Raw genomic sequence first — 25,107 nt, forward strand, 5'->3', positions numbered from 1 at the left:
CGGGGCGGGTGGTCAGCCGATCGCGCCGGGGGAGGCCGCCGTGCGGGGGGCCGCGGACGGTGCGGGCTCGAAGACCGCGGGGCTCGCCGCCCCGGAGGCGCCGGGGGCGAGTGGGGCGGTGGTCGGCAGGGCCGTCTCCTCCAGGCGCCGGCCGATGGTGTCGCCGGGGCCGCCGGGCGGGGTGCCGGGGCCGGTGGACGACTGCGACCACGCCGTCAGGGCGAGCGCCACCGCGGCCGCGGTGCCGGCCACCCGGCCGACCCGCCGCAGCCGGGCCCGCGCGTCCAGCTCCCGCCACACCGGCCCGCCCCACGGCTCCCGCGGGTGCCACAGCTCCCCGACGGCGTCCACGGGCCGCTCCGCCGCACGCGCGAAGCCGCCACCCGCGGGCCCGCCGCCCGCGCCCGGTCCCGCGCCGGGCGCATCAGCCATGTCCGGCCCCGCGCCGGGCGCCGCCTCTCCCTCGGCACCGGACCCCGAGACCGACGACCCCGGACGCGCGCCCCGTGCCCGCTCCCGGGCGGACGGCTCCCGCGGGGCGGTGGCGCGGATGGCCCGTTCGTCGTCCGTGAGGAACCTGCGCCAGATCTCCTCGGGCACCGGCGGCGTGCCGTCCGGCTCCTGTGGTCCCGATGCGCTCATGCTCCCCCTACTTCCGTCCCGTACCCGTACGACCCGTACGAACGGTATGACCCGCCCCGCCGCGAGGGACGACGCCTCGCCGCCCTTCCCCGCCACCCCTATGGACGCGCACGGACGCCGCCGCGTTCCCCCGCAGCCCGTCAGGGGCTCGGCGCCCGGGTGGCCGTGACGACGTCCAGGTCCGGACGCGGTTCGGGCACGAGCACCCGCTCGCCCGGCCGGGGCGGCGGCGGGGCCACCCGCTCCCTCGGCGGCTTCGCCGGACCCGTCTGCCGGAAGGTGACCCGGGTCGTACGCGAACAGCCCCGTGGCCTCCGGGACGGTGCCGTCGGCCGGGCCGGTGAGCCGCCGCACGAGCGTGTTCCCGGTGGCCGCCCGGTTCTCCGCGACGACGGGGAGGACTGGCCGTGCGTCACCCGCACGTGCGGACCGCCGAGGAGTCGAACACGCCGCGGCCGGATCGATCGGCGCCCCGCGTACGCACGCGCCGGGGCCGCCCCCTCACGGCGGGCGGCCCCGGCGCAGCGCGGGCGGCGCACCGGCGTTCAGCCGGCGGTGCTCCGGTCCCAGGTGTAGAAGCAGCGGGCCATCGCGTCCTTGGGGCTGCGCCAGGTCGCCGGGTCGTACGCCGAGACGTACGGCTCGAGCCGCTCGCTGACCTGCCGGAACTCCGGATGCCCGGTCAGAGCGCCGATGGTGGGGGCCGGGTCCTCGTCGCTCTCGATGAGGTGCAGGTACACGCCGTCACCGAACTCGAAGAGCCTGCGCCGGTTGACGCCCACCAGGTGCGGCAGCTCGCCGCGGTCGGACTCGGCGAACACCTTCGCGATGTCCGGTGCCGCGCCCGGAGCCATCCGGGCGACGATCAGGGTGTGGTGCATGGGGGAGACGCCCTTCGTCGGAGCCAGTCGGCTCGGCGGGTCAGTCGGCGAGCGCCGCGGCGGTCCGCCGCTCGCCCGCGGCCTGTTCGATCCGGTCCCGGATCAGCTCCATCTGCGTACGGGAGTTGCGGTTGATGTTGTCCGTCATCCCCGCGTCGTCGACCGGCGCGTCCGGCTTCATCGCGAAGTCCTGGACCCAGCGCATCCGCGTGCCCCGGGCGGTCTCGGTGTACTCCCAGACGATGTTCATGTACTCGAAGGGGCCGGTCTCGACCCGGTGGGCGCGGACGGTGCGGGTCACCGGGTCGGCGACGCGCTCCGACACCCAGCTCCACACCCGGCCCTCCTCGTCCGGGTGCATGGTGAGCCGGAAGGTGACCCGGTCGCCGTCGCGCTCGAGGACGTCCACGGACGCGTACTCGCTGAACAGCCGGGGCCAGTTCTCGATGTCGTTGGTCATGTCCCAGACCAGCGGCATCGGCGCGGCGATGGTGATCTCGTTGTCGGTGTGCCCTGCCATGTCACACTCCCGTCTTCAGTGCGCCGTTGATCAGCGCGAGGAAATCCGCGGGCGTCTTGCAGCGCTCGGCCTGCTCCGGCAGACCCAGCCCGTACCGCTTCTCCAGCTCGGCCACGATGCCCAGCAGGCCGAGGGAGTCCAGGCCGAACGTGTCGAAACCGGCGTCGGCCTGCTGCTGGAGGGTGACCGGGTCGACGTGCACACCGGCGGTCCGCTTCATCAGCGCCGACAGCTCTTCGACGGTCACCTGGTAGTCCACTTGCTCGCTCATGCGAAGGTGCTCCTTCACTCGGATCGGCGGGCGCCGGGGGCCGGCGCCGCTCGGATGGGTGATGGCTCGGACGGAAGAGGGGACTCAGCTCGCGGACGGGCCGGCGCCCTGCCGCAGGACCAGGGCCGAGTTGGAGCCCATCAGTCCCCGGCCGAGGACCAGGGCGGTGCGCGGCTCGGCGGGACGGGCCCGCCCCGCCACCAGGTCCAGGTCGTGGCAGACGTCGAACACGTTCGGCGTGGGCGGGATCAGCCCGTGCTCCATGGCGAGCACCGCCGTGGCCACGTCCAGCACCGGCGCCGCGCAGTACGCCCGCCCGGTCCCGGTCTTGGGCGCGGTCACCGGCACCCGCCGCGCGTGCGGCCCGAGGGCGTCGGCGAGGGCGAGGGCCTCGGCCCGGTCCGCCTCCGGCACCCCGAGGGCGTCCGCGAAGACCACGTCCACCTCCTCGGGCCGGCAGCCGGCCTCCGCCAGCGCGCCCTCGATGGCCCGCGCCAGCCCGGCCCGCGACTCCTCCCAGCGGGAGGCGCCGGTGAAGGTCGCCGCGTGCCCGGCCACCGTCGCCCGTACCTCGGCGCCGCGCTCGCGCGCCGCCTCCTCCGCCTCCACCAGGAGAACGGCCCCGCCCTCGGCCGGCGCGAAACCGCAGGCCGCCTGGGTGAACGGCCGGTAGGCGCGGTCCGGTTCGGCGGACCGGCTCAGCTCCGGGTAACCGAGCTGGCAGACGATCGAGTACGGGGCGAGCGGCGCCTCCGTCGCCCCGCACACCACCGTGTCGGTGCCGCCCCGCACGGCCAGCGCCGCGTGCGCCAGGGCGTCCAGACCGCCCGCCTCGTCGGCGGCCACGACTCCGCAGGGGCCCTTGAAGTCGTTGCTGATGGAGATCTGGCCGGTGCTGGCCGCGTAGAACCAGGCGATCGACTGGTACGGGCCGACGAATCGCGACCCCTGGCCCCACAGGTTCTGCAGCTCCCGCTGCCCGAACTCGCCGCCGCCCGAACCCGCCGCGGTGACCACGCCGACCGAGTACGGGGACTCCATGTCCCCGCGCCCGAACCGCGCGTCGTCGAGGGCGAGTTGCGCGGCGGTCATGGCGAAGTGCGTGAACCGGTCGGTCTGGACGAGGTACCGCGCCTCGATCACCTCCGACGGGTCGAAACCGCGCACCTCGCCCGCCACCTTCAGCGGCAGGTCCCCGCAGCCCTCCCGGGTGACGGGACCGAGGCTGCTGGTGCCGTCCGCGACGGCCTTCCAGTGGGCCTCCGCCCCGACGCCGTGCGGGGAGACCACACCGAGGCCGGTGACGACCGCGCGCCGGGGCCGTTGTTCTCCGCTCATCGCGGCCCTCCTTCCGAACCGGAGCCAGAACCGCTGAGTACGACGGCGGACTGGAAGCCGCCGAAGCCGCTGCCCACCGACAGCACGTGCCGGAGCGAACGCTCCCGGGCCTCGCGCGGGACGTAGTCCAGGTCGCACTCGGGGTCGGGCGTCGTGTAGTTGGCGGTGGGCGGCACCACCTGGTGGTGCATCGCCAGCACGCACGCGGCCAGCTCTATCGAGCCGATCGCGCCCAGCGAGTGGCCCACCATGGACTTGATGGAGCTCATCGGGGTCGCGTAGGCGTGCTCGCCCAGCGACCGCTTGACCGCCGCCGTCTCGTGCCGGTCGTTCTGCTGGGTGCCGGAGCCGTGCGCGTTGACGTAATCGACCTCGGACCCGTCCACCCGGGCCATGTCGAGCGCGGTGTCGATCGCCCGCGCCATCTCCAGGCCCTCCTTGGTGAGCCCGGTCATGTGGTAGGCGTTGCCGAACGTGGCGTAGCCGGAGATCTCGCAGTACACGTCCGCGCCGCGCGCCCGGGCGTGCTCCAGGTCCTCCAGGACGAGCACCGCCGCGCCCTCGCCCATGACGAAACCGTTGCGGTCCGCGTCGAAGGGCCGGGAGGCGTGCGCCGGGTCGTCGTTGTTCGGCGAGGTCGCCTTGATGGCGTCGAAGCACGCCATGGTGATCGGCGATATCGGTGAGTCCGCCGCGCCGGCCAGGCACACGTCGACACGTCCCTCGGCGATGGCGTGGAAGGCGTACCCCACCGCGTCCAGACCGGAGGTGCACCCGGTGGACACGGTCTGCACCGGCCCGTGCACGCCGAACTCCTCGGCCACGGCGGACGAGAGGGTCGCCGGGGTGAAGGCCCGCTCCAGATGCGGCTCGGCCCGCCGCTCGTCCACGTCCCACCGCGAGCCGCGCTCGCTGACCAGGACGTAGTCGTGCTCCAGCCGGGTGGTGCCGCCGACCGCGGTGCCCAGCGTGGCCCCCGCCCGCCACGGGTCGAGCCGGCCCATGTCCAGCTCCGCGTCCCGCACCGCCTCGGCGGCGGCGACGAGCGCGAACTGCACGTAACGGTCGCTGCGTTGCGCGGTGGCCAGGTCCAGCCCGTGCGCGGCGGGATCGAAGTCGCACTCGGCGGCGATCTGCGAGCGCAGACCGGCCGGGTCGAACAGGGAGATGCGCCGCGTCGCCGTACGGCCGTCGGACAACAGGCCCCAGAACTGCGGCACGCCGATCCCGCCGGGGGCGACGACGCCTATGCCCGTGACCGCGACCCGTCGCCGCGTCATGACACCGCCTCGGCCGTCGCGGCGGGGCGCTCGTGCCCGGCGCACCCCGCGTGGCCCTCGTGCGGCAGGGCGTTGCCCGCCGCGTCCTCCGTGTCGACGTGCCCGAGCTCCGGCCGCGGGGCCAGCGGCCCCAGGTGGAAGACGAGGCGCGCCTCGACGGCGCCGGTGTTGCGGAAGCGGTGGCGCATGTTCTGCGGGATCAGCAGCCCCTGCCCCACGGAGAGGGTGTGCGGGGTGCCGTCCAGGTCCACCTCCAGGGTGCCGTCCGTGACGTACACGAACTCCTCGGAGTACGGGTGGTAGTGCTCGGCGATGCGGTCGCCGGGCTGCACGATGGCCACGCCCATGAAGCCGCTGGTCGACCCGGCGGTGGTGGGCGTGAGAAGGGCGCGGAGGTCCCCGCCGCGGCGCGTGTTGGGCGCGATGTCGGTGAGGGAGACGATGCGTACCTGCTGGTCTGTCATGTCGGTCACTCCGGAAGGACGGAAGTTCGGTGGGAAGGGCCGGAACGCGCGGCCCGGTGCCGGGCCGGTGCGCGCCGACGGGTCAGGAGGGGAGCGAACGCCGGTCGGTCAGCGGTGTCATGCGCGCCCGCGCGAGCAGCCGCGACAGGGTGCCGGCATCGGACAGGGGTCCGTCGATGCCGACGGCGGCGGTGTCCAGCAGCCGCTCGGCCACCGCGATCCCGGCCGCGTCGGAGGAACCGGCACGGTCGTGCAGGCCCAGGACGAACGCGGGCTCCTCGTCCGGGTCACCGGCCACGTCGACCAGCCGCACGACCAGGTCGTCGCGGTGGAAGACGGTGGCGGCCAGGACCGGGCCGTCGGGGGTGTAGACGGCGGACGCGTCCTGCCGGGCCAGCAGCCGGGCCAGTTCGGGACCCGCGCCCGCCCGGACCGGGTAGAGCAGCGCGCACCGCTGCGGACGCGCCTCGGCCCCGGTCGCCGAAGCGACGTGGTGGACGGCCGGCATGGCGGCCAGCGTGAAGAACCGGCGGGCGGAATGCGGGTCGTCCAGATCGCGGTCCTGCTCCAGGTACGGGTTGAGGGCCTGTTCGACGGCCCGCACCCCCGGCTGCCGGGCCACGTGCCGCAGCGCGCTCTGCAGATCGCCCCGCACCTCCACCGCCCGCACGATCCGGTTGCCGTGCATGAACAGCGAGGTGCGCAGCAGCCGGGTGGCCTCGTCGACCCGGGCGTCGGGCGACTCGTAGGAGGACAGCAGCTCGGCGACCTTCGCCTCGCTGCCCGGCCGTACGGTGAACGTCAGCGCGTGCCGCACGACGTTGCCCCCGACCCGGGGAGCGCCCCGCAGCGCCTCACCGGACGCGGCGGAGGGGGCGGCACCCTCGGCGAGGGTCTCCCGCAGCACGCTGTAGCGCAGGGAGCGGGTGTCGCGGACGCAGTCCTGCAGCGGCTCGACGGTCGACAGGTGCTCGTCGCTGTTCACCCAGGCCAGGAAGGGCGCCGCGCTCTCCCACTCGCTGGTGAGCAGCCACTGGGTGGGGTTCTCCAGGGACTGGCAGAGCTGGTCGCTCACATGTCCCGGCACCGCGGCGACCCGGTGGCGGATGCGCTCGTAGGCCTGGAGGAACTCCTGCTGCATTCCGTCGTGGATGTCCAGCATCAGCACGACCCTGACGCGGGATCCGTCGAACGCGGATATCGAGACGCCGCCCGCCTCCGTGGCGTCGACGGCTACGGCGTCCGTCGATCCGGAATCCGACGACACGACGGGAGAGACCGTCATCCGGCCCACCTCTTTCCCGGGAACTTCCTCGTGGACTGGGGGAGTACGACCGTCGCGGTGCGCCGTGTGCGGCGGGTTGCGCCGGTCGCGTAAGCACGATCGTGGGCCGTGCCCCCGGGGTGCGCGAACCAGGCGGGACAAGCGGGTGAAGCCCGAGACGCCACGGGCCTCACGGGGCATGGATGAAGGCCCCGGCCCTTACGACACGGGACCTGCCACACGACGACGGCCCCGCCCGGGCCCGACGCAACGGAGGAACGAGCGATGAACGAAAGAGCCGATCGATCGGGAACCGGGGTCCACCGCGTCCCGGTGCTGATCGTCGGAGGGTCCCTGGTCGGCCTGTCGACCTCGGTGTTCCTGGGCCGGCTGGGCGTCAGGCACACCCTGGTCGAGCGGCACGCCGGCACCTCCATCCACCCCCGCGGGCGCGGCAACAACGTCCGCACGATGGAGCTGTTCCGCGTCTCGGGCACCGAGCCGGACATCCGCCGGGCCGCCGCCACGCTGGCCGACAACCACGGCATCCTGCAGACGCCCACGCTGGCCGGCGACGCGGGGGAGTGGCTGTTCAAGCAGATCGACCCGGGCAACGGACTGGCCCGCTTCAGCCCCAGCGGCTGGTGCTTGTGCAGCCAGAACGACCTGGAGCCCGAACTGCTCCAGCACGCCCGCAGGCTCGGCGGCGACCTGCGCTTCGGCACGGAGATGCTGTCCTTCGACGCGGGCGAGGACGGAGTCACCGCGATCGTGAAGAACCGGGAGACCGGCGAGCACACCACCATCCACGCGGACTATCTGGTGGCCGCCGACGGACCCCGCAGTCCCGTCCGCGAACACCTCGGCATCGGACAGAGCGGCCCCGGCGACCTCTTCCACAACATCAGCATCACCTTCCGCTCCCGCCGCCTCGCCGACCTCGTCGGCGACCGCCGCTTCATCGTCTGCTATCTCACGGCCCCCGACGCGGACGGTGCCCTGCTCCCGGTGGACAACACGGAGAACTGGGTCTTCCACGCCCCCTGGCACCCGGAGGACGGCGAAACGCTGGAGGACTTCACCGACGAGCGCTGCGCGGCCCACATCCGCCGCGCCGTCGGCGACGCCGACCTCGACGTCGAGATCACCGGCAAGGCCCCCTGGCACGCCGCCCAGCGCGTCGCCCGCAGCTACCGCGCGGGCCGCGTCCTGCTCGCCGGCGACTCGGCGCACGAGATGTCCCCCACCGGCGCCTTCGGCTCCAACACCGGTATCCAGGACGCCCACAACCTCGCCTGGAAGCTGGCCGCCGTGCTCGGCGGCTGGGCGGGCGACGGCCTGCTGGACAGCTACGACGCCGAACGCCGCCCGGTCGCCGAGGCCACCAGCGCCCGCGCCGCCGCCCGCTCCGCCGAGCACAGCCACCCCGGCTTCGCCCCGCCCCCGGCCGCGGGAGGCGGCGGCCCGCAGCGCGGCATCCTCAACGTCGCCCTCGGCTACCGCTACCCCCAGGGCGCGGTCGTCGGCGCCGACCCGGCGACCCCCGTCGTCCCGGAGGAACTCGCCCTGCGCGGTGAACCCGGCAGCCGGGCACCCCACCTGTGGCTGCGCCGCGGCGACGACCGGGTCTCCACCCTCGACCTCTACGAGCGCGGACTCGTCCTGCTCAGCGACGCCACGGAGCCCAGCGGCTGGCACGAGGCGGCGACACGGCTGGCCGACGAGATGCGGCTGCCGCTGACGGCGTACCGGGTGGGCAAGACCCCCGACGCCGACCTGCTGCCGGAGGACGACGACACCGACTGGGCGAAGGCCCACGGCGTGACGCGCGGCGGGGCGGTCCTGGTGCGCCCCGACGGCTTCGTCGCGTGGCGGGCCCCGGGACCGGCGCCCGACCCCGTGGCGACGCTGCGCCAGGTGCTGTCGTCGGTCCTGTCGCTGCCTGACACCTCCGACAGCGAAGTGCCAGACCCGAGCGCCCTGGTTCACGCCAACGGGTGAATCCTTGAATGGACGTCCGGTCCGCCCCCGCCGGGTGCGCTGTGCTGGGTCAGCTGAGACACAGCGCGCCGTCATCGGGCAGGGGGAACGGAACATTGGACACGGTCGTCCTGGGCGCCTGGCTGCTGACCGCGGCCCTGGGCGCCCACCTCGCCACCGTCTGGATCCGACACGGCGGCCTGCGCCAGCGCGAGCCCGGCGTGACGCGGCTGCCGCTGTGGCTGGTGATCGGCCATGTGTCGCTGGCCGTCGCCGGACTGGCCGCCTGGTCGGTCTATCTGCTGGGCGGCATACGGAGCACGGCCTGGGCGGCCTGCGGCGCCGTCCTGGTCGTCGCCGCGCTCGGCTTCATGATGCTGCTGCGCTGGCTGCCCAGCTCCGGCCGCCACTCCCAGCACACCGGCACGGCGGAGCGTCACTTCCCGCTGGCCGGCGTGGTCGCGCACGGCATGAGCGCGGGCGCGACCGTGCTGCTGGTCGTCCTGGTGGTGGTGTTCCGCCGGGCATGAGACCGGGCCCGGGGCCCGTCAGCCGCGCAGCCGGGCCAGCGTGGCCTCGAGGTCCGCGCCCCGGGGCCGGTTGTGCGGGAGCCGCGCCAGCACGGCGGCCATGCCGCAGGTGTTGGTGAGCGCGGAGAAGACCAGCCCTCCCGCGACGCCCGCCGACAGCACCAGGAAGGCCGGGTGCACGACCAGGCCGAGCACCAGCCCGAGCAGGACGAGCGTCCCGGCGGTGAACCGGACCTGGCGCTCCATGGCCCAGCCGGCCTTGGCACCGCCCGAGGGACGGTCGAGCGGGTGCCCCTGCGCGGACCAGGCGCCGGTGCCTCCGACGAGGGTCGCGGCGCGGATGCCGTGCTCGGCGAGGACACCGCAGGCGTTCGCGGAGCGGTTGCCCGACGCGCAGACGACGAGCACGTCCCCGCGCGCGGCGGCGGCACGCAGCGCGGGCAGGGCACGCCGGAGCTGGTCCAGCGGCACGTTGAGGGCGCCGGGCAGATGACCGCCGGCGTACTCGCCGGGGGTGCGGACGTCGACGACGGTGAATTCGTGCAGGCGCGAGTGGGCCTGACGGGGGTCGACGGTGGTGGGGGTGGTCATGGGTGAGGAGATCCTTTCGGTGGAGGGGGTCGTGCCGTCGTGGCCGCTCAGGGGACGAGCGCGTCGGCGAGCATGAAGAGCGCCACGGCGAGCAGCACGTAGGCGAAGAGGGTCTGCAGCGTCGTGCCCCGGAGCTTCGCCGCCAGGCGTCTGCCGTCCCAGGCGCCGAGCACCGCGGCCGCGGTGAAGGGGCCGACGACGGCCCAGTCCAGGTGCATCCCGGTGCCCGCCCGCGCGCCCAGCGCGGCCAGGGAGTTGACCGTGATGACCAGCAGGCTCGTACCGACGGCCCGGCGCATGGCCAGTCCCAGCACGCCCACCAGCGCCGGTACGGCGAGGAAGCCGCCGCCCACGCCCAGGAACCCGGTGACCGCACCGAGCCCGGCCCCGGCGGCACCGGCCTTCGCGGGCCGGACGGGACCGTCCGGCCCGGTCCGCCGGGGCGTGCGCAGCATCCGCAGCGCCGCCAGCGCGGCGACGACGGAGAAGGCCAGGACCAGTACGGCCGCGGGGACCCGGTCGGCCAGGGTCCCGGCGAGCATCGCGGGCACGACGCCCGCGGCGGCGAACAGCAGCCCGGTGCGCCAGGCGACGTTGCCGTCCCGGGCGTGTGCGCTCAGCGCCGTGACGGAGGTGAGGGTGACGATGACGAGGGCGGCGGTGGTCGCGTCGGCCGGGGCGAAGCCGAGCAGGTAGATCAGTGCCGGCACGGCGAGGACGCTGCCGCCCCCGCCGAGCCCGCCCAGCGCCAGGCCGACGACGGCACCGGCGAGAAGCGCGGCGATCAGTGCGGTCATGCGCGGTGGGACCGTCCGCCCTGCTCGGCCTGCTCGGCCTGCTCGTCCCCGTCGGCACGCCCGGTCACCGTCAGCCCGGCGGCGACGGCGGCGTCGAAACCGTCGTCGACGGCGACGACGTCCCGTCCCGCGGCGTGCAGGAGGGACGCGGCGATCGCGGCCCGCATCCCGCCCGCGCAGTGCACCCACACGGTGCCGTCCGGCACCTCGCCCAGCCGTCCGTGCAGCTCGTGCACGGGGATGTGCACGGAGCCGGCGACGTACCCGGCGGCCCGCTCGGAGCGACGCCGTACGTCGAGGACGACCACGTCGTCCGCCCCGCGCCCGGCCAGCCCGGCGAAGGTCGACCTCGGGAAGGACACCGGCCGCGCGCCCTCGGTCACCCAGTCCTCGGGCGTCCCCGTCGCGGCGCCCGCGGGCCGGTCGACGCCGACCCGGACCAGCTCGCGCTGGGCGTCGGCCAGTTGCTCCGGGGAGTCGGCGAGCAGGGTGACCGGCTTGCCCCACGGGATCATCCAGGCGAGGTACGTGGCGAGCTTGCCGTCCGCCTCGAAGTTGAACGAGCCGGCGACGTGCCCCTCGGCGAACGCGACCCGGTTGCGCAGGTCGACGACCCACTCACCGGCCGCCAGCCGGGCGGCGATCTCCTCGGCACCGGCGACGGCGGGCGGGGTCAGGTCCACGGGGGCGGGGCCGCGGGCGTTGGCCGGGCCCATGTGCGTGTAGTACGCGGGTATGTCGTCCAGCCCGGCCAGCAGCCGGGCCACGAAGGAGTCGACGTCCTCGGTGAGCGCCGCGTTGACGGCCTTCTCCCGGCCTATCGTGCTGGCGTCCCCCTCGGCCTGCGCGGAGGAGCAGAAGCTTCCGAAGCCGTGCGTCGGCAGCACGGAAGTCTCGTCCGGCAGCTCGGCGGCCAGGCGGTGCGCGGAGGTGTGCTGGGCGCGGGCGAGTTCCCCGGTCAGCCGGGGCTCCACCAGGTCGGGACGCCCCACCGTGCCGATCAGCAGCGAACCGCCGGTGAACGCCACCACGGGCACGCCCCCCTCCAGCAGGACGTAGGAGGTGTGGTGCGGGGTGTGCCCGGGGGTGGCCACCGCCCGCAGCTCCACCCCGTCGTCGACCGCGACGGTGTCGCCGTCGGCCACGGGCACCCGGGCGAACGCCACGTCGGCCCCGGCCGGCACCAGGTACACGGCACCCGTCACCCGGGCCAGTTCCAGACCACCGCTGACGTAGTCGTTGTGGACGTGCGTCTCCACCACGTGGGAGATCCGCACCCCGCGCCGCGCGGCCGTCGCGAGGACCCGGTCGATGTCGCGCGGCGGATCCACGACGACCGCGGACCGCGCGCCGCCGGCCAGGTAGGAACGGTTGCCGAGCCCCTCCAGCTCGAGGGTGTCGACGAAGAACATCGGGTAACTCCTTCACGCGGTCGATTACCCCCCTGGGTATTTATCCACCGTAGCACGTGTACCCCCGGGGGTATTTTTGTCGCCGTCCCCGGCCCCTTCGCCGTATCCCCGTTGTCAGACCCGCCTGTCATGATCCGGCCATGCCCGAAACCCCCTCGGCGGCCGGAACCCGTGTGCACGGCACCGGGCTCCGCCACCGGACCAGGAGAGGTACCCGATGACCCTCGCCGCCCGGCTGATGCGTGCACTGACCGACCCGGAGTACGCCGAGGACCACCGGGACGCCGACCTGTCGCAGGTCACCGACGAGGAGCTCGGAAGCCTGCTCGTCGCCTCCCACCGGATCGACGTCTCCGACCCGCTCGCGCGCCGCATGGCCCGCGCCGCGGTCGTGCGCGCCGCCGGGGAACGGCAGCCGCGCTACACCCCCGACGCCTGCCGCCGCATGTTCGAGGCGCTCGTCGAGGAGTGCCGGGAGCACGGCTGGGCGGACCTCGGCGCGGGCCTCGACGTGCTGCGGCACCGCACGGGACCGCTGCCCGACCTGTCGGCGCCGGTGCGCACCCTGGTCGAGCTCTGGCTGGCGAAGGACACCGTGCGCCGGCCGTACGCCCTGCTCGCCGTCGCGGGACACGGCGGGGAGGAGACACTGCGCGCGGCCGTCGCACACCTCTCCCGCGACGTGGGCCCCATCGTCGCCGACGAGATCGCCGTCGCCGCCGCCCTCACCCCGGCCGAGCGGATCCTGCTGTCCGGGACGGACCGCGACAGCAGGTTCCTCCCGATACCCGCCGGCGCGTGGCACCGCTCGGCCGGCATCCCCGCGTACGCCGCATTCGCCCGCCGTGCCCTGGAAGCGGCCGCCGACCGCACCGACGCCATCCGGGCGGGGGAGATCCCCTACCGCCCGGACAAGGCGTTCACCGACCGCGAGGTCACCTCGCTCGGCCAGGCCCTGCGCGTCGCCCTGCTGCGCGACGAGCCCTGGCTGCCCCCGCTGCTCGACCGGCTGCTGCCCGGCATCGCCCTCGCCCCGACGGCTGCCAGGACCCTCCCGTCGCAGGCCCTGCTCTACGAGGTGGCCCGCGCCGCACAGGACTTCCCCACGCCGGAACTCGTCACCGCGCTCCGCGCCGCCCGCGGCTCCGTCCGGCACGCGGGCGTACCCAGGCAACTGGACAAGATGCTCAAGAAGGCCGACGCCGCCCTGGCCGAGCGGACCGACGTGGCACTACGGCTGCCGCGGCTGGACTTCGACGCCGACGGCGTCCTGCGCCGCACGGCCGGCGCCTACGAGGCCGTGGTCACGGTCACCGACACCGCCGTACTGACCTGGGAGAAGGACGGCCGCCCCCTGCGCGCCCTCCCGGCACCGGTCCGCCGCGACCACGCCGCCCTGGTCAAGGACCTGCGCGACCTGGTCAAACGCGTGAACGCCCATCTGGCCACACTCCTGCGCGCCCTGGAGGGCGGCTACACCGTCGACGCCGTCCACCCGTACGCCCGGTGGCGCACCGACCTGGCGGGACACCCCCTCGCCCGGACCCTGGTGCGCCGGCTGATCTGGGAGATCGAGGTCGCCCCCGGTGAGTGGACGGCCGTACTGCCCGAGACGTCCGACCGCCTCCCCGCGGCGCCCGACGACGCCTCCGTACGGCTCTGGCACCCCCTGCGCTCCGACCCCGACTCCGTACGGGCCTGGCGCGACCTGCTCACCGAGCACCGCGTACGGCAGCCCTTCAAGCAGGCGTTCCGCGAGATCTACCGGCTCACCCCGGCCGAGGAGGAGACCCGCGACCACTCCCACCGCTTCGCCGCCCACCTCGTCCACTACGTCAGGATGCGCGCCCTGTTCCGGGCCCGGGGCTGGGAGAGCCGCCGGCTCGGCCCCTGGGGCGGGGCCGACGACGACGCGGCCGACCGCGTCCTCGCGGCGGGGCGGTGGCGGGTCCGCTTCCACCACGTCTGGTCCGACTGGGCGGGCGACGACGAACTGGCCTCGACCGACCGGGTGTGCTTCGACCGCCTGACCGAGGGCGTCTGGCGCGAGGCCCCCCTCGCCGACGTGCCCCCACTGGTCTTCAGCGAGGCCATGCGCGACGTGGACCTCTTCGTCGGCGTCACCTCGATCGCCACCGACCCCGACTGGACCGAGAGCGGCCCCCGGCGCGCCTACTGGGAGCGCACCGCGTTCGGCGGCCTGCCCGAGAGCGCGCTGGCGCGCCGGGAGGCACTGGAACGGCTCCTGCCCCGCCTGAAGATCGCCGACCGCTGCACCCTCGACGGCCGCTTCCTGCGGGTCCGCGGCGATCTGCGCACCTACAAGATCCACCTGTTCTCGGCCAACATCCTGATGGAACCGGACGACACCTACCTCTGCGTCGTCCCCGCCCGCCGCCCGGCGGACCGTACGTTGTTCCTCCCCTTCGACGACGAACGCCTCGCCCTCATCCTCAGCAAGGCCTTCCTGCTGGCCGCGGACACCGAGATCACCGACGAGACCATCCTCCGCCAACTGAAGCGAGCCGCCTGATGCCCACGGTGACCTTCCGCGACGAGACCCCGACCGGCAGGCTGCTCTCCGAACGGACGGCCACGGGCCTGCCCGACCGCATGACGGTGGGGGGACTCATCGCCCTCCGGATCCGCGAGGAGGCGTCCCACGCCGACATGCCGGCCGACATCGCCCACCGAACGGCAGCGGCCGAGCAGGCCTTCACCACCAACGGCTTCTTCATCCTCACCGGCGACCACCAGCTCGACGACCTGGACACCGTCGTGGACCTCACGAAGGACCCGACCCTGGTCTTCATCAAGCTGCTGCCGCTCGCCGGCGGCTGAGACCGACGAGCGCGGCAGGAAAATTCTCCAGAACTTACCCCAAACCTATTGACTCGGGGCATCCGGCGTGGACCCTGGTTAGTAGGCCACAACACCGGAAGAGTCACGAAGTCGACAAGGACGTCTAGTCGGCGTAGTGACTTGGACAGGATGTGGTTGAGGCCCCCGGCAAGCCGGCGCGATACCGAGGCGACAGTGACGACTGGAGCTTCAGGACACGTGCAGTACTACCGGGGACTGTTTTTTGCCCTCAGAGCCCCTGCCCGACCGCCGACGACGGAACCGAGCACACGGCTGCACATACGCGAAGACCCCGACCTCAGCGTTTCCGCTGGTGACGGGGTCTTTGGGCACCTCATACAGGGTGCCCCCGGCAGGATTCGAACCTGCGCACACGGCTCCGGAGGCCGTTGCTCTATCCCCTGAGCTACGGGGGCGTGTCGGCCGGGGAGCTGTTGCTCGCGGCGACGGGTAGAACACTACCAGCTCGCCCGGGGTGGTCAGGAACGGGTTTTCCCGCTCGCGTCCGGGGAGAGGTGTCAGCCTCGCCGGGTCATGTCCCTCGCACGGGGTGGAAGTGGGGAAAACCCGGACGCGGTGGCCGGTGCGGACCTACTCTCGAATGGTGCCTAGGGCGTCTGGCCGTGTCCTTGTCGTCGACGACAACAAGGTCATCCGGCAGTTGATCAGGGTCAACCTCGAGCTGGAGGGCTTCGAGGTGGTGACCGCGGCCGATGGTGTCGAGTGTCTGGAAGTCGTCCATCAGGTGCGGCCCGACGCCATCACGCTGGACGTCGTCATGCCGCGGATGGACGGGCTCCGGACCGCCGCCCGGCTGCGTGCGGATCCCCGCACCCGGGATCTTCCGCTGGCCATCGTCAGCGCCACCACGCGGTTCGAGGTCGACGCCGGACTCGACGTCGGTGTCGACGCCTTCCTGTCCAAGCCCTTCGAACCGGCCACGCTCGTCGCTCTCGTACGGCAGTTGGTCGAGGGGAAGCCCGCGGCCCCAGGGGGAGCGGGCGGGGAGAGCGGCGCCTCTCCCCGTGCCGAGTCCGCCGAGTCGACCGGGTAGCCGACCAGCGCACAGGGGGGCGGCGGACATGCGTCGGGCATCGGCCGGCGACTCCGGCCCGCCCCCGAGGCGAACCCCCGCTCCCGGGCCGGCCCCCACCCCCATCCGTCCACATCCCGGGACTCCGCGAAACCGGTTCGCCTACCCACCCCCCTCCTCCCCTACGCTTGACCCGTGACTCCCGTAGAGCTCTCCCGCACCGTGTTGCACGCGGTGCGTCGCGCCGTCGACGCGGGGGAGCTTCGGGTGGCCGTGCCCGAGCGGGTCGTGGTCGGGCCGCCGGGGCCCGGGGGATGCGGTGACTACGCCACCAACGTCGCCCTCCAGCTCGCCCGGCCGGCCGGACAGCCCCCCCGCCGGGTCGCCGAGGTGCTGCGGCCCTATCTCGCCGACGCCGACGGCATCACGGACGTCGTCCTCACCGGGCCCGGGTTCCTCAACTTCAGCCTCCACGGCACCGCCCCCGCCGCCCTGGTCCAGGAGATCCTGCGCCGCGGCACCCGCTACGGGTACGCCGACGGGCCCGACGGGCGCGTCGTGCAGCTCCACTGCCCGCACGAACTGCGGGCCGTCGTCGTCGCCGAGGCCGCCGCCCGCCTCCTGCGCTCCCAGGGCGCCCTCGTCCGCACGAGCTGCGGCGCCCCCCTCGAACCCGAGTGGACCGCCGTCCTCGGCGTACGCGTCGACGCCGCCGGGCCGGCGCCCGCGGAGCTCGCCGTGAACACCCGGCCCGTGCCCGCCCCCCGCGATCCCGACCCCCTGCGGCTCGGCCGGGACGCCTGCCGCTGGGCCCTGCTCCACCCCGCCGCCCACGACCGGCCCCGCACCGGCGGCGAGCACCTCGTCCAGCGCGAGGGCAACCCGCTCTTCCGTGTGCGCTACGCCCACGCCCGCACCCGCGCCCTCGGCCGCAACGCCGCCGACCTCGCCTTCACCGCCGAGCCCGGCCCCCTGGACGGGGACCCCGGCGCGCAGGCCCTCCTGGCCGCCCTCGGCGACCACCCCCGCGTCCTCTCCGCGGCGGCCGCGCACCACGCGCCCGACCGGCTCGCCCGGCACCTCGTCGCCGTCGCCGATGCCACGCTGCCGTTCCTCGCCGCCGTGCTCCCGCGCGGGGCGGAGAAACCCTCGGCCGCCCACCGTGCCCGGCTCGCCCTCGCCGAAGCCGCCGGGACGGTGCTGGCCGGTGGCCTGTCCCTGCTCGGCATCGACGCACCCGACCATCTCTGAGAGAGCTCCGAAGACGCCATGAGCCGTTCCGCACACCCCGCCGGGCCCCGTCACGCCGACGTCCTTCCCGAGGGGCACTACTCCGCCCCGCCCGCCGACCTCAACGCCCTCGACCCCAAGGTCTGGGCCCGCACCGTCACCCGCGACGCCGACGGCGTCGTGACCGCCGGCGGCATCCCGGTCACGCGGCTAGCCGAGGAGCACGGCACCCCCGCCTACGTGCTCGACGAGGCCGACTTCCGCGCCCGGGCCCGGGCCTGGCGCACCGCCTTCGGCACCGACGCCGACGTCTTCTACGCCGGCAAGGCCTTCCTGTCCCGGGCCGTCGTGCGGTGGCTGAACGAGGAGGGGCTGAACCTCGACGTGTGCTCCGGGGGCGAGCTGACCACCGCCCTCTCCGCCGGGATGCCCGCCGACCGCATCGCCTTCCACGGCAACAACAAGTCCGAGCGGGAGATCCGGCGGGCCGTCGAGACCGGCGTCGGACGGATCGTCCTCGACTCCTTCCAGGAGATCGTCCGCGTCGCCCACGTCGCACAGGAACTCGGCCGGCGCCAGCGCGTACAGATCCGCGTCACCGTCGGCGTCGAGGCGCACACCCACGAGTTCATCGCCACCGCGCACGAGGACCAGAAGTTCGGCATCCCGCTGGCCGGCGGGCAGGCCGCCGAGGCCGTGCGGCGCGCGCTGCGGCTCGACGGGCTGGAGCTCATCGGGATCCACTCCCACATCGGGTCGCAGATCTTCGACATGTCGGGCTTCGAGGTCGCCGCGCACCGCGTCGTCGGGCTGCTCAAGGACATCCGCGACGAGCACGGCGTCGAACTGCCCGAGATCGACCTCGGCGGCGGGCTCGGCATCGCCTACACCAGCGACGACGACCCCCGCGAGCCGCACGAGATCGCCAAGGCGCTGAGCGAGATCGTGACGCGCGAGTGCGAGGCCGCGAAGCTGCGCACCCCGCGCATCTCCGTCGAACCCGGGCGGGCCATCGTGGGCCCCACCGCCTTCACGCTCTACGAGGTCGGCACCGTCAAGCCGCTCGACGGGCTGCGCACCTACGTCTCCGTCGACGGCGGCATGTCGGACAACATCCGTACCGCGCTGTACGACGCCGAGTACAGCGTCGCCCTCGTCTCCCGGACCTCCGACGCCGAGCCCATGCTGGTCCGCGTCGTCGGCAAGCACTGCGAGAGCGGTGACATCGTGGTGAAGGACGCCTTCCTGCCGGGCGACCTGGCACCCGGTGACCTCGTCGCCGTACCCGCCACCGGTGCGTACTGCCGGTCCATGGCCAGCAACTACAACCACGTGCTGCGGCCGCCGGTCGTGGCCGTGCGGGACGGTGAGTCCCGGGTCGTCGTACGGCGTGAGACGGAGGAGGACCTGCTCCGTCTCGACGTCGGATGACGACGCGAGGGCGGGCGGCGGTGGAAGATCTCCCGTCGTCCGGCCCCGCGAAAATGAAATAAATGTCTCAGGATCCGGACGAATCGAAGAAAATCCCGTCCGGTGCGTGAGACTGGTCCCACCGTAGAAGGTATGAACGAAACGAGGTCGGATGATGCGTACGCGTCCGCTGAAGGTGGCGCTGCTGGGCTGTGGAGTGGTCGGCTCAGAGGTGGCGCGCATCATGACGACGCACGCCGACGACCTCGCCGCCCGCATCGGGGCCCCGGTGGAGCTCGCCGGGGTCGCCGTACGGCGGCCCGACAAGGTGCGTGAGGGCATCGACCCGGCCCTGGTCACCACCGACGCCACCGCCCTGGTCAAACGGGGCGACATCGACGTCGTGGTCGAGGTCATCGGCGGCATCGAGCCCGCCCGTACCCTCATCACCACCGCCTTCGAGCACGGCGCCTCCGTCGTCTCCGCGAACAAGGCGCTCCTCGCCCAGGACGGCGCCGCCCTGCACGCGGCGGCGAACGCCAACGGCAAGGACCTGTACTACGAGGCCGCCGTCGCCGGCGCCATCCCGCTGATCCGCCCGCTGCGGGAGTCCCTCGCCGGCGACAAGGTCAACCGCGTCCTCGGCATCGTCAACGGCACGACGAACTTCATCCTCGACGCCATGGACACCACCGGCGCCGGGTACCAGGAGGCGCTCGACGAGGCGACCGCCCTCGGGTACGCCGAGGCCGACCCCACCGCCGACGTCGAGGGCTTCGACGCCGCCGCCAAGGCCGCCATCCTCGCCGGGATCGCCTTCCACACGCGCGTGCGCCTCGACGACGTCTACCGCGAGGGCATGACCGAGGTGACCGCCGCCGACTTCGCCTCCGCCAAGGAGATGGGCTGCACCATCAAGCTCCTCGCCATCTGCGAGCGCGCCGCCGACGGCGGATCGGTCACCGCACGCGTGCACCCCGCGATGATCCCGCTCAGCCACCCGCTGGCGGGCGTACGCGGCGCCTACAACGCGGTCTTCGTGGAGTCCGACGCCGCCGGGCAGCTCATGTTCTACGGCCCCGGCGCCGGCGGTTCGCCCACCGCGTCCGCCGTGCTCGGCGACCTCGTCGCCGTCTGCCGCAACCGGATCGGCGGCGCCACCGGCCCCGGCGAGTCCGCCTACGCCGCACTGCCCGTCTCGCCGATGGGCGACGTCGTCACGCGCTATCACATCAGCCTCGACGTCGCCGACAAACCGGGCGTCCTCGCCCAGGTGGCGACCGTGTTCGCCGAGCACGGTGTCTCCATCGACACCGTGCGGCAGTCGGGGAAGGACGGCGAGGCCTCCCTCGTCGTCGTCACCCACCGAGCGTCCGACGCCGCCCTCGGCGGTACCGTCGAGGCGCTGCGCAAGCTCGACACCGTGCGGGGTGTCGCCAGCATCATGCGGGTTGAAGGAGAGTAACCAGCAATGACCCACCAGTGGCGCGGAATCATCGAGGAGTACCGGGACCGGCTGCCCGTCTCCGACAGCACGCCCGTCGTGACGCTCCGCGAGGGCGGCACGCCGCTCGTGCCCGCGCAGGTGCTCTCCGAGCGCACGGGCTGCGAGGTCCACCTCAAGGTGGAGGGTGCGAACCCGACCGGTTCCTTCAAGGACCGCGGCATGACCATGGCCATCAGCAAGGCCAAGGAGGAGGGCGCGCAGGCCGTCATCTGCGCCTCCACGGGCAACACGTCCGCCTCCGCCGCCGCGTACGGCGTGCGCGCCGGGATGGTCTCCGCCGTCCTCGTGCCCCAGGGCAAGATCGCGCTCGGCAAGATGGGCCAGGCCCTCGTGCACGGCGCGAAGATCCTCCAGGTCGACGGCAACTTCGACGATTGCCTCACGCTCGCCCGCGCGCTCAGCGACAACTACCCCGTGGCGCTGGTCAATTCGGTCAACCCGGTGCGTATCGAGGGGCAGAAGACCGCCGCCTTCGAGATCGTCGACATGCTCGGCGACGCCCCCGACATCCACGTCCTGCCGGTGGGCAACGCGGGCAACATCACCGCGTACTGGAAGGGCTACAAGGAGTACGCCGCCGACGGCGTCTCCACGAGGACGCCGCGCATGTGGGGCTTCCAGGCCTCCGGCAGCGCCCCGATCGTGCGCGGTGAGGTCGTCAAGGACCCGTCGACCATCGCCACCGCCATCCGCATCGGCAACCCCGCCTCGTGGGACTTCGCGCTCGCGGCCCGCGACGAGTCCGGCGGCGCCATCGACGAGGTGACGGACCGTGAGATCCTGCGCGCGTACCGGCTGTTGGCCTCGCAGGAGGGCGTCTTCGTGGAGCCCGCGTCCGCGGCGTCGGTCGCCGGTCTGCTGAAGGCGGCCGAGCAGGGCAAGGTCGACCCGGGCCAGCGCATCGTGTGCACCGTCACCGGCAACGGCCTCAAGGACCCCGACTGGGCCGTCGCCGGCGCCCCGCAGCCGGTCACCGTGCCGGTCGACGCGGCCACGGCCGCCGAGCGCCTCGGCCTCGTCTGAGACACCCGCTTGCGCGGGCGGGACGGCCCGGCCGTCCCGCCCGCGGAAAAAAATGCGCCACTCTCACCGGCGTGAACGGGCGTAAGCGACGCTCTCCCGGGAAAGTCCTGTACAGGGGGGTGCACAGGGGGCTTACGACACGCATCGTGCGCCGCCTGTGCGCCCTATGTCGCCACAGAACCTTCCTTCGATAGGCTGTACCGAACCAGCCCGCTGCATATGCCGCGGTACCGCGCTGTCTCCGCGGTCGGCGAGCGGCAGCGGTGCGGTCGCCCATCAGGCAGAGGTGGCGGCCCCGGGGGTCCTGTTCGTCACCGGATGCCGATCGACGTCATCCGAAACCACCACGCAGCTCAAGGAGAGTCATCGAGCGATGGCCGGTCCAGCGTTCCGCGCCGCCGCCGTGAGGGTGCGCGTCCCCGCCACCAGCGCCAACCTCGGCCCGGGCTTCGACGCCCTCGGCCTCGCGCTGGGTTTGTACGACGACGTCGTCGTCCGGGTGGCCGACTCCGGGCTGCACATCGACATCGCGGGTGAGGGCAGCGAGACGCTGCCGCGCGACGAGAAGCACCTCCTCGTACGCTCCCTGCGCACCGCCTTCGACATCCTCGGCGGCCAGCCGCGCGGCCTGGAGATCGTCTGCGCCAACCGCATCCCGCACGGCCGCGGCCTGGGCTCCTCCTCCGCCGCAATCTGCGCCGGCATCATCGCCGCCCGCGCGGTGACCATAGGCGGCGAGGCCCGCCTCGACGACGCCGCGCTGCTCGCCCTCGCCACCGAGATCGAGGGCCACCCCGACAACGTCGCGGCCTGTCTGCTGGGCGGCTTCACCCTGTCCTGGATGGAGGCCGGCGCCGCCCGCGCGATCAGGATGGACCCCGCCGATTCCATCGTTCCGGTGGTTTTCGTCCCCGCGAAGCCGGTCCTGACGGAGACGGCACGCGGACTGCTCCCGCGCACCGTGCCGCACGTCGACGCCGCCGCCAACGCGGGCCGCGCCGCCCTGCTCGTCGAGGCCCTCACCCGGCGCCCCGAGCTGCTGCTGCCGGCCACCGAGGACCGCCTCCACCAGGAGTACCGGGCACCCGCCATGCCGGAGAGCGCCGCACTGGTCGAACGCCTGCGCGTCGACGGCGTCCCGGCGGTCATCTCCGGTGCCGGACCCACGGTGATGGCGCTGGCCGACGAGGACACGGCCGACAAGGTCGAGGCACTGGCGGGCGCGGACTGGGCCGCCAACCGGCTGAGCCTGGACCTGCAGGGCGCCTGCGTCCTGCCGCTGGCGACCTGACACACGGTTGCCGGATTTCGAGAGGGGGAATGTTTGTTGGATCCGGTAGTGTTAATCTCAAGTCTGCACCCGACCCCACCATGGCGAGGTGCCTCGTGTCCCCGTCCGGGACAGACATTCTTCCGGGAGCCCCCCAAGCCGCCTTGTGTACGGGACGTCGTACGTCATCGATACGGCCGACACGGACACTGAGCGGCCCGCCGGGCACGCTTCGGAACCGGTGCGACCACGCCGCGTGACACAGACACTGGGTGCCGCGGCCAGGGGAAGCACCATCACCAGATATTTCTTCCGCCGAACGGGCGGACCACCGCCCCGGCACGGTTCACACAGCAAGGACCGAAGCCGGACAGCACAACCGGTCGCCGAGCCAGACAGGCCGACGTCCGCTCCAGGGAAGGACCCTTCGTGAGCGACACCACCGATCTGATGGGCGCACGTGTCGAGGAGACCGCTGCCGCGCCCGCCACGGACGCCTCCGCGCCTGCCACCGGTGCCGGCTCCCGGCGGCGCCGCGGTACCGGCCTCGAGGGCATGGTGCTGGCCGAGCTGCAGCAGGTCGCATCCGGCCTGGGTATCAGGGGCACCGCGCGGATGCGCAAGAGCCAGCTGATCGAGGTCATCAAGGAGGCGCAGGCCGCGGGGGGCGCCCCCGCCAAGGCCGCGCCGGCCGCGGACGCGGGCGAGACCAAGCCGAAGCGCCGCGCCACCTCCCGGTCCCGTACGGGTGACGAGGGCACCGCCGAGAAGGTGGACAAGGCCGGCAAGGCCGAGAAGAAGACGGACACGGCCGCCGCCGACAAGGCCGTCGCCCAGCAGCAGATCGAGATCCCCGGCCAGCCCTCCCCGAAGGTCCCGGCCGCCGACCAGTCGGCCGCCGCCGAGGAGGCCCCCGCCGAGCGCCGCCGCCGTCGCGCCACCGCAGACGCCGGCAGCCCGGCCAACGGCACCGAGACGGTCGTCGCCGACGCCAAGAGCGACCAGCGCGGCGACGCCTCCGCGCAGGGCCAGCAGCACCAGGGCGAGGGCCGCGGCGACGGCGACGGCGGCGAGGGCCGCCGCCGCGACCGCCGCGACCGCGGACGCGACCGCGACCGCCGCAACAAGGGCGACGACCAGCAGCAGAACCAGGGCGGCGGTCAGCGCCAGCAGCAGGGCGGCGGCCGTCAGGACCGCCAGCAGCAGGACGACGACGACTTCGAGGGCGGCCGCCGCGGCCGTCGCGGCCGCTACCGGGACCGCCGGGGCCGTCGTGGGCGCGACGAGGTCCAGGAGCCGCAGATCAACGAGGACGACGTCCTGATCCCCGTCGCGGGCATCCTCGACATCCTCGACAACTACGCGTTCATCCGGACCTCCGGCTACCTGCCCGGCCCCAACGACGTGTACGTCTCCCTCGCCCAGGTCCGCAAGAACGGCCTGCGCAAGGGCGACCACATCACCGGTGCCGTGCGCCAGCCCAAGGAGGGCGAGCGCCGCGAGAAGTTCAACGCGCTGGTGCGCCTGGACTCCGTCAACGGCATGGCCCCCGAACACGGCCGCGGGCGGCCGGAGTTCAACAAGCTGACGCCGCTGTACCCGCAGGACCGCCTCCGTCTGGAGACGGACCCGGGCGTCCTGACCACGCGCATCATCGACCTCGTCTCGCCCATCGGCAAGGGCCAGCGCGGTCTGATCGTGGCCCCGCCGAAGACCGGCAAGACCATGATCATGCAGGCGGTCGCCAACGCGATCACCCACAACAACCCCGAGTGCCACCTGATGGTCGTCCTCGTCGACGAGCGTCCGGAGGAGGTCACCGACATGCAGCGGTCGGTGAAGGGCGAGGTCATCTCCTCGACCTTCGACCGCCCGGCCGAGGACCACACCACGGTCGCCGAGCTCGCCATCGAGCGCGCCAAGCGCCTGGTGGAGCTGGGGCACGACGTGGTCGTGCTGCTCGACTCGATCACGCGTCTGGGCCGTGCGTACAACCTCGCCGCCCCGGCCTCCGGCCGCATCCTGTCCGGTGGCGTCGACTCGACCGCGCTGTACCCGCCGAAGCGCTTCTTCGGTGCGGCCCGCAACATCGAGGACGGCGGTTCGCTGACCATCCTCGCCACCGCCCTGGTGGACACCGGGTCCCGCATGGACGAGGTGATCTTCGAGGAGTTCAAGGGCACCGGCAACATGGAGCTCAAGCTCGACCGGAAGCTCGCCGACAAGCGCATCTTCCCCGCGGTGGACGTCGACGCGTCCGGCACCCGCAAGGAGGAGATCCTGCTCAGCGGCGAGGAGCTGGGCATCGTCTGGAAGCTGCGCCGGGTGCTGCACGCCCTCGACCAGCAGCAGGCGATCGAGCTGCTCCTCGACAAGATGAAGCAGACCAAGTCGAACGCCGAGTTCCTCATGCAGATCCAGAAGACGACCCCGGCGCCGGGCAACGGCGACTGAGGCCGTCGGCGACGACGCATCGACGAAAGGGCCGCTCCCCGTCCGGGGGCGGCCCTTTCGCCGTGCCGGGGCCGGTGCCCCGTCCCGCCGGTTCCAAGGCGAGACCTTCACCACACGGAACGTCACCGTCCGGTGAGCCGACAGCGTGCCGTCTCCCCGCGAATCCGCAGGTGAAAGGCTTCGGCACCTCGAAAGGCGCTACTCTCCGTGCTCGTCTCGCGACCCGGGCGGCACAGGTCGCTGTGCAACCCTGTGCCGGGTTTCTCCACCTCGCCGGTGGAGGGACGATGGTGAGGTAACGGCCGATACCCGGCCGGACCGACCCGACCCTGACCGCAGGGGGTACAC

22 protein-coding genes and 1 tRNA gene are annotated in these 25,107 nt (G+C 73.4%); 11 read left to right on the forward strand and 12 right to left on the reverse strand.

What is annotated here, in order from left to right; genetic code table 11:
• Positions 1–12: 12 nt before the first annotated feature.
• The 8 genes from ACH499_RS27465 to ACH499_RS27500 all read right to left on the reverse strand — a co-directional run bounded on the left by ACH499_RS27465 (position 13) and on the right by ACH499_RS27500 (position 6,681).
• Complete coding sequence (locus ACH499_RS27465) at positions 13–642, reverse strand: hypothetical protein (protein WP_356201727.1); 630 nt, start codon at positions 640–642, stop codon at positions 13–15.
• A 545-nt stretch (positions 643–1,187) separates the two neighbouring features.
• A complete protein-coding gene (locus tag ACH499_RS27470) occupies positions 1,188–1,523 on the reverse strand; it encodes a TcmI family type II polyketide cyclase (protein ID WP_356201725.1) in 336 nt (111 codons plus the stop codon).
• Between the two features lie 40 nt (positions 1,524–1,563).
• On the reverse strand, positions 1,564–2,043 hold the full coding sequence (locus tag ACH499_RS27475; protein WP_356201723.1) for an SRPBCC family protein: 480 nt from the start codon (positions 2,041–2,043) through the stop codon (positions 1,564–1,566).
• A 1-nt stretch (position 2,044) separates the two neighbouring features.
• The gene (locus tag ACH499_RS27480) at positions 2,045–2,314 is read right to left on the reverse strand and encodes an acyl carrier protein (protein ID WP_356201721.1); all 270 of its coding nucleotides are present in this window, start codon (positions 2,312–2,314) and stop codon (positions 2,045–2,047) included.
• An 84-nt stretch (positions 2,315–2,398) separates the two neighbouring features.
• On the reverse strand, positions 2,399–3,652 hold the full coding sequence (locus ACH499_RS27485) for a ketosynthase chain-length factor (RefSeq protein ID WP_356201719.1): 1,254 nt from the start codon (positions 3,650–3,652) through the stop codon (positions 2,399–2,401).
• Positions 3,649–4,932, reverse strand: coding sequence for a beta-ketoacyl-[acyl-carrier-protein] synthase family protein (locus ACH499_RS27490; protein WP_399019044.1), 1,284 nt, complete (start codon positions 4,930–4,932; stop codon positions 3,649–3,651). The genes ACH499_RS27485 and ACH499_RS27490 overlap by 4 nt, the downstream gene beginning before the upstream one ends.
• Complete coding sequence (locus ACH499_RS27495) at positions 4,929–5,396, reverse strand: cupin domain-containing protein (RefSeq protein ID WP_356201716.1); 468 nt, start codon at positions 5,394–5,396, stop codon at positions 4,929–4,931. The genes ACH499_RS27490 and ACH499_RS27495 overlap by 4 nt, the downstream gene beginning before the upstream one ends.
• Before the next feature lie 82 nt (positions 5,397–5,478).
• Positions 5,479–6,681, reverse strand: coding sequence for a SchA/CurD-like domain-containing protein (locus ACH499_RS27500; RefSeq protein WP_356201714.1), 1,203 nt, complete (start codon positions 6,679–6,681; stop codon positions 5,479–5,481).
• A gap of 264 nt (positions 6,682–6,945) precedes the next feature.
• On the opposite strand from ACH499_RS27500, the gene ACH499_RS27505 reads away from it, so the two are divergent.
• The gene (locus ACH499_RS27505; protein ID WP_356201713.1) at positions 6,946–8,661 is read left to right on the forward strand and encodes an FAD-dependent monooxygenase; all 1,716 of its coding nucleotides are present in this window, start codon (positions 6,946–6,948) and stop codon (positions 8,659–8,661) included.
• A 95-nt stretch (positions 8,662–8,756) separates the two neighbouring features.
• Positions 8,757–9,170, forward strand: a complete 414-nt coding sequence (locus ACH499_RS27510; RefSeq protein ID WP_399019048.1) for a hypothetical protein — start codon at positions 8,757–8,759, stop codon at positions 9,168–9,170.
• A gap of 18 nt (positions 9,171–9,188) precedes the next feature.
• Here the strand turns inward: ACH499_RS27510 and ACH499_RS27515 are convergent, their stop codons facing one another.
• Genes ACH499_RS27515 through ACH499_RS27525 form a run of 3 tightly spaced genes read right to left on the reverse strand, consistent with a single transcriptional unit; the run spans position 9,189 to position 11,970 of the window.
• On the reverse strand, positions 9,189–9,761 hold the full coding sequence (locus tag ACH499_RS27515; RefSeq protein ID WP_399019050.1) for a rhodanese-like domain-containing protein: 573 nt from the start codon (positions 9,759–9,761) through the stop codon (positions 9,189–9,191).
• Between the two features lie 47 nt (positions 9,762–9,808).
• Positions 9,809–10,558 (reverse strand): sulfite exporter TauE/SafE family protein, encoded by a 750-nt coding sequence (locus ACH499_RS27520; protein ID WP_399019052.1) that lies wholly within the window; start codon positions 10,556–10,558, stop codon positions 9,809–9,811.
• Entirely contained in the window at positions 10,555–11,970 is a 1,416-nt protein-coding gene (locus ACH499_RS27525) for a rhodanese-like domain-containing protein (RefSeq protein WP_399019054.1), read from the reverse strand. Before ACH499_RS27525 ends, ACH499_RS27520 begins: the two co-directional genes overlap by 4 nt.
• 217 nt (positions 11,971–12,187) lie before the next feature.
• Here ACH499_RS27525 and ACH499_RS27530 point away from each other — a divergent pair, with 217 nt between their 5' ends.
• The gene (locus ACH499_RS27530) at positions 12,188–14,503 is read left to right on the forward strand and encodes a DUF4132 domain-containing protein (protein ID WP_399019056.1); all 2,316 of its coding nucleotides are present in this window, start codon (positions 12,188–12,190) and stop codon (positions 14,501–14,503) included.
• Complete coding sequence (locus tag ACH499_RS27535; protein WP_399019058.1) at positions 14,503–14,811, forward strand: hypothetical protein; 309 nt, start codon at positions 14,503–14,505, stop codon at positions 14,809–14,811. The genes ACH499_RS27530 and ACH499_RS27535 overlap by 1 nt, the downstream gene beginning before the upstream one ends.
• 365 nt (positions 14,812–15,176) lie before the next feature.
• On the opposite strand, the gene ACH499_RS27540 is transcribed toward ACH499_RS27535, so the two are convergent.
• Positions 15,177–15,248: transfer RNA gene (locus tag ACH499_RS27540), tRNA-Arg, on the reverse strand.
• A 140-nt stretch (positions 15,249–15,388) separates the two neighbouring features.
• Here ACH499_RS27540 and ACH499_RS27545 point away from each other — a divergent pair.
• From ACH499_RS27545 to rho, 7 genes are all read left to right on the forward strand, one after another.
• Positions 15,389–15,886, forward strand: coding sequence for a response regulator (locus ACH499_RS27545; RefSeq protein ID WP_399019060.1), 498 nt, complete (start codon positions 15,389–15,391; stop codon positions 15,884–15,886).
• Between the two features lie 174 nt (positions 15,887–16,060).
• Positions 16,061–17,116 carry an ArgS-related anticodon-binding protein NrtL gene (gene nrtL, locus ACH499_RS27550; protein ID WP_399019062.1) on the forward strand — a complete coding sequence of 352 codons (1,056 nt, stop codon included), beginning with the start codon at positions 16,061–16,063 and terminating at the stop codon, positions 17,114–17,116.
• Positions 17,117–17,134: 18 nt separating this feature from the next.
• Positions 17,135–18,526 carry a diaminopimelate decarboxylase gene (gene lysA / locus ACH499_RS27555; RefSeq protein WP_356201698.1) on the forward strand — a complete coding sequence of 464 codons (1,392 nt, stop codon included), beginning with the start codon at positions 17,135–17,137 and terminating at the stop codon, positions 18,524–18,526.
• A 151-nt stretch (positions 18,527–18,677) separates the two neighbouring features.
• Positions 18,678–19,970: a homoserine dehydrogenase gene (locus tag ACH499_RS27560; protein WP_356201696.1), complete on the forward strand. Its 1,293-nt coding sequence runs from the start codon at positions 18,678–18,680 to the stop codon at positions 19,968–19,970.
• 6 nt (positions 19,971–19,976) lie between these two features.
• The gene (gene thrC, locus ACH499_RS27565; RefSeq protein WP_356201694.1) at positions 19,977–21,035 is read left to right on the forward strand and encodes a threonine synthase; all 1,059 of its coding nucleotides are present in this window, start codon (positions 19,977–19,979) and stop codon (positions 21,033–21,035) included.
• A 373-nt stretch (positions 21,036–21,408) separates the two neighbouring features.
• Positions 21,409–22,326, forward strand: coding sequence for a homoserine kinase (gene thrB / locus ACH499_RS27570; RefSeq protein ID WP_399019065.1), 918 nt, complete (start codon positions 21,409–21,411; stop codon positions 22,324–22,326).
• 408 nt (positions 22,327–22,734) lie between these two features.
• The gene (rho, locus tag ACH499_RS27575; protein ID WP_399019068.1) at positions 22,735–24,759 is read left to right on the forward strand and encodes a transcription termination factor Rho; all 2,025 of its coding nucleotides are present in this window, start codon (positions 22,735–22,737) and stop codon (positions 24,757–24,759) included.
• Positions 24,760–25,107 lie beyond the last annotated feature (348 nt).

Origin of the sequence: Streptomyces sp. NPDC018947, assembly GCF_044390505.1 — a bacterium.
GTDB lineage: Bacteria > Actinomycetota > Actinomycetes > Streptomycetales > Streptomycetaceae > Streptomyces.

Bases quoted from the DNA above. Each gene is read 5' to 3' on its own strand.
- ACH499_RS27465 (WP_356201727.1), bottom strand. From the start codon at position 642: ATGAGCGCATCGGGACCACAGGAGCCGGACGGCACGCCGCCGGTGCCC.
- ACH499_RS27470 (WP_356201725.1), bottom strand. From the start codon at position 1,523: ATGCACCACACCCTGATCGTCGCCCGGATGGCTCCGGGCGCGGCACCG.
- ACH499_RS27475 (WP_356201723.1), bottom strand. From the start codon at position 2,043: ATGGCAGGGCACACCGACAACGAGATCACCATCGCCGCGCCGATGCCG.
- ACH499_RS27480 (WP_356201721.1), bottom strand. From the start codon at position 2,314: ATGAGCGAGCAAGTGGACTACCAGGTGACCGTCGAAGAGCTGTCGGCG.
- ACH499_RS27485 (WP_356201719.1), bottom strand. From the start codon at position 3,652: ATGAGCGGAGAACAACGGCCCCGGCGCGCGGTCGTCACCGGCCTCGGT.
- ACH499_RS27490 (WP_399019044.1), bottom strand. From the start codon at position 4,932: ATGACGCGGCGACGGGTCGCGGTCACGGGCATAGGCGTCGTCGCCCCC.
- ACH499_RS27495 (WP_356201716.1), bottom strand. From the start codon at position 5,396: ATGACAGACCAGCAGGTACGCATCGTCTCCCTCACCGACATCGCGCCC.
- ACH499_RS27500 (WP_356201714.1), bottom strand. From the start codon at position 6,681: ATGACGGTCTCTCCCGTCGTGTCGTCGGATTCCGGATCGACGGACGCC.
- ACH499_RS27505 (WP_356201713.1), top strand. From the start codon at position 6,946: ATGAACGAAAGAGCCGATCGATCGGGAACCGGGGTCCACCGCGTCCCG.
- ACH499_RS27515 (WP_399019050.1), bottom strand. From the start codon at position 9,761: ATGACCACCCCCACCACCGTCGACCCCCGTCAGGCCCACTCGCGCCTG.
- ACH499_RS27520 (WP_399019052.1), bottom strand. From the start codon at position 10,558: ATGACCGCACTGATCGCCGCGCTTCTCGCCGGTGCCGTCGTCGGCCTG.
- ACH499_RS27525 (WP_399019054.1), bottom strand. From the start codon at position 11,970: ATGTTCTTCGTCGACACCCTCGAGCTGGAGGGGCTCGGCAACCGTTCC.
- ACH499_RS27530 (WP_399019056.1), top strand. From the start codon at position 12,188: ATGACCCTCGCCGCCCGGCTGATGCGTGCACTGACCGACCCGGAGTAC.
- ACH499_RS27535 (WP_399019058.1), top strand. From the start codon at position 14,503: ATGCCCACGGTGACCTTCCGCGACGAGACCCCGACCGGCAGGCTGCTC.
- lysA (WP_356201698.1), top strand. From the start codon at position 17,135: ATGAGCCGTTCCGCACACCCCGCCGGGCCCCGTCACGCCGACGTCCTT.
- ACH499_RS27560 (WP_356201696.1), top strand. From the start codon at position 18,678: ATGATGCGTACGCGTCCGCTGAAGGTGGCGCTGCTGGGCTGTGGAGTG.
- thrC (WP_356201694.1), top strand. From the start codon at position 19,977: ATGACCCACCAGTGGCGCGGAATCATCGAGGAGTACCGGGACCGGCTG.
- thrB (WP_399019065.1), top strand. From the start codon at position 21,409: ATGGCCGGTCCAGCGTTCCGCGCCGCCGCCGTGAGGGTGCGCGTCCCC.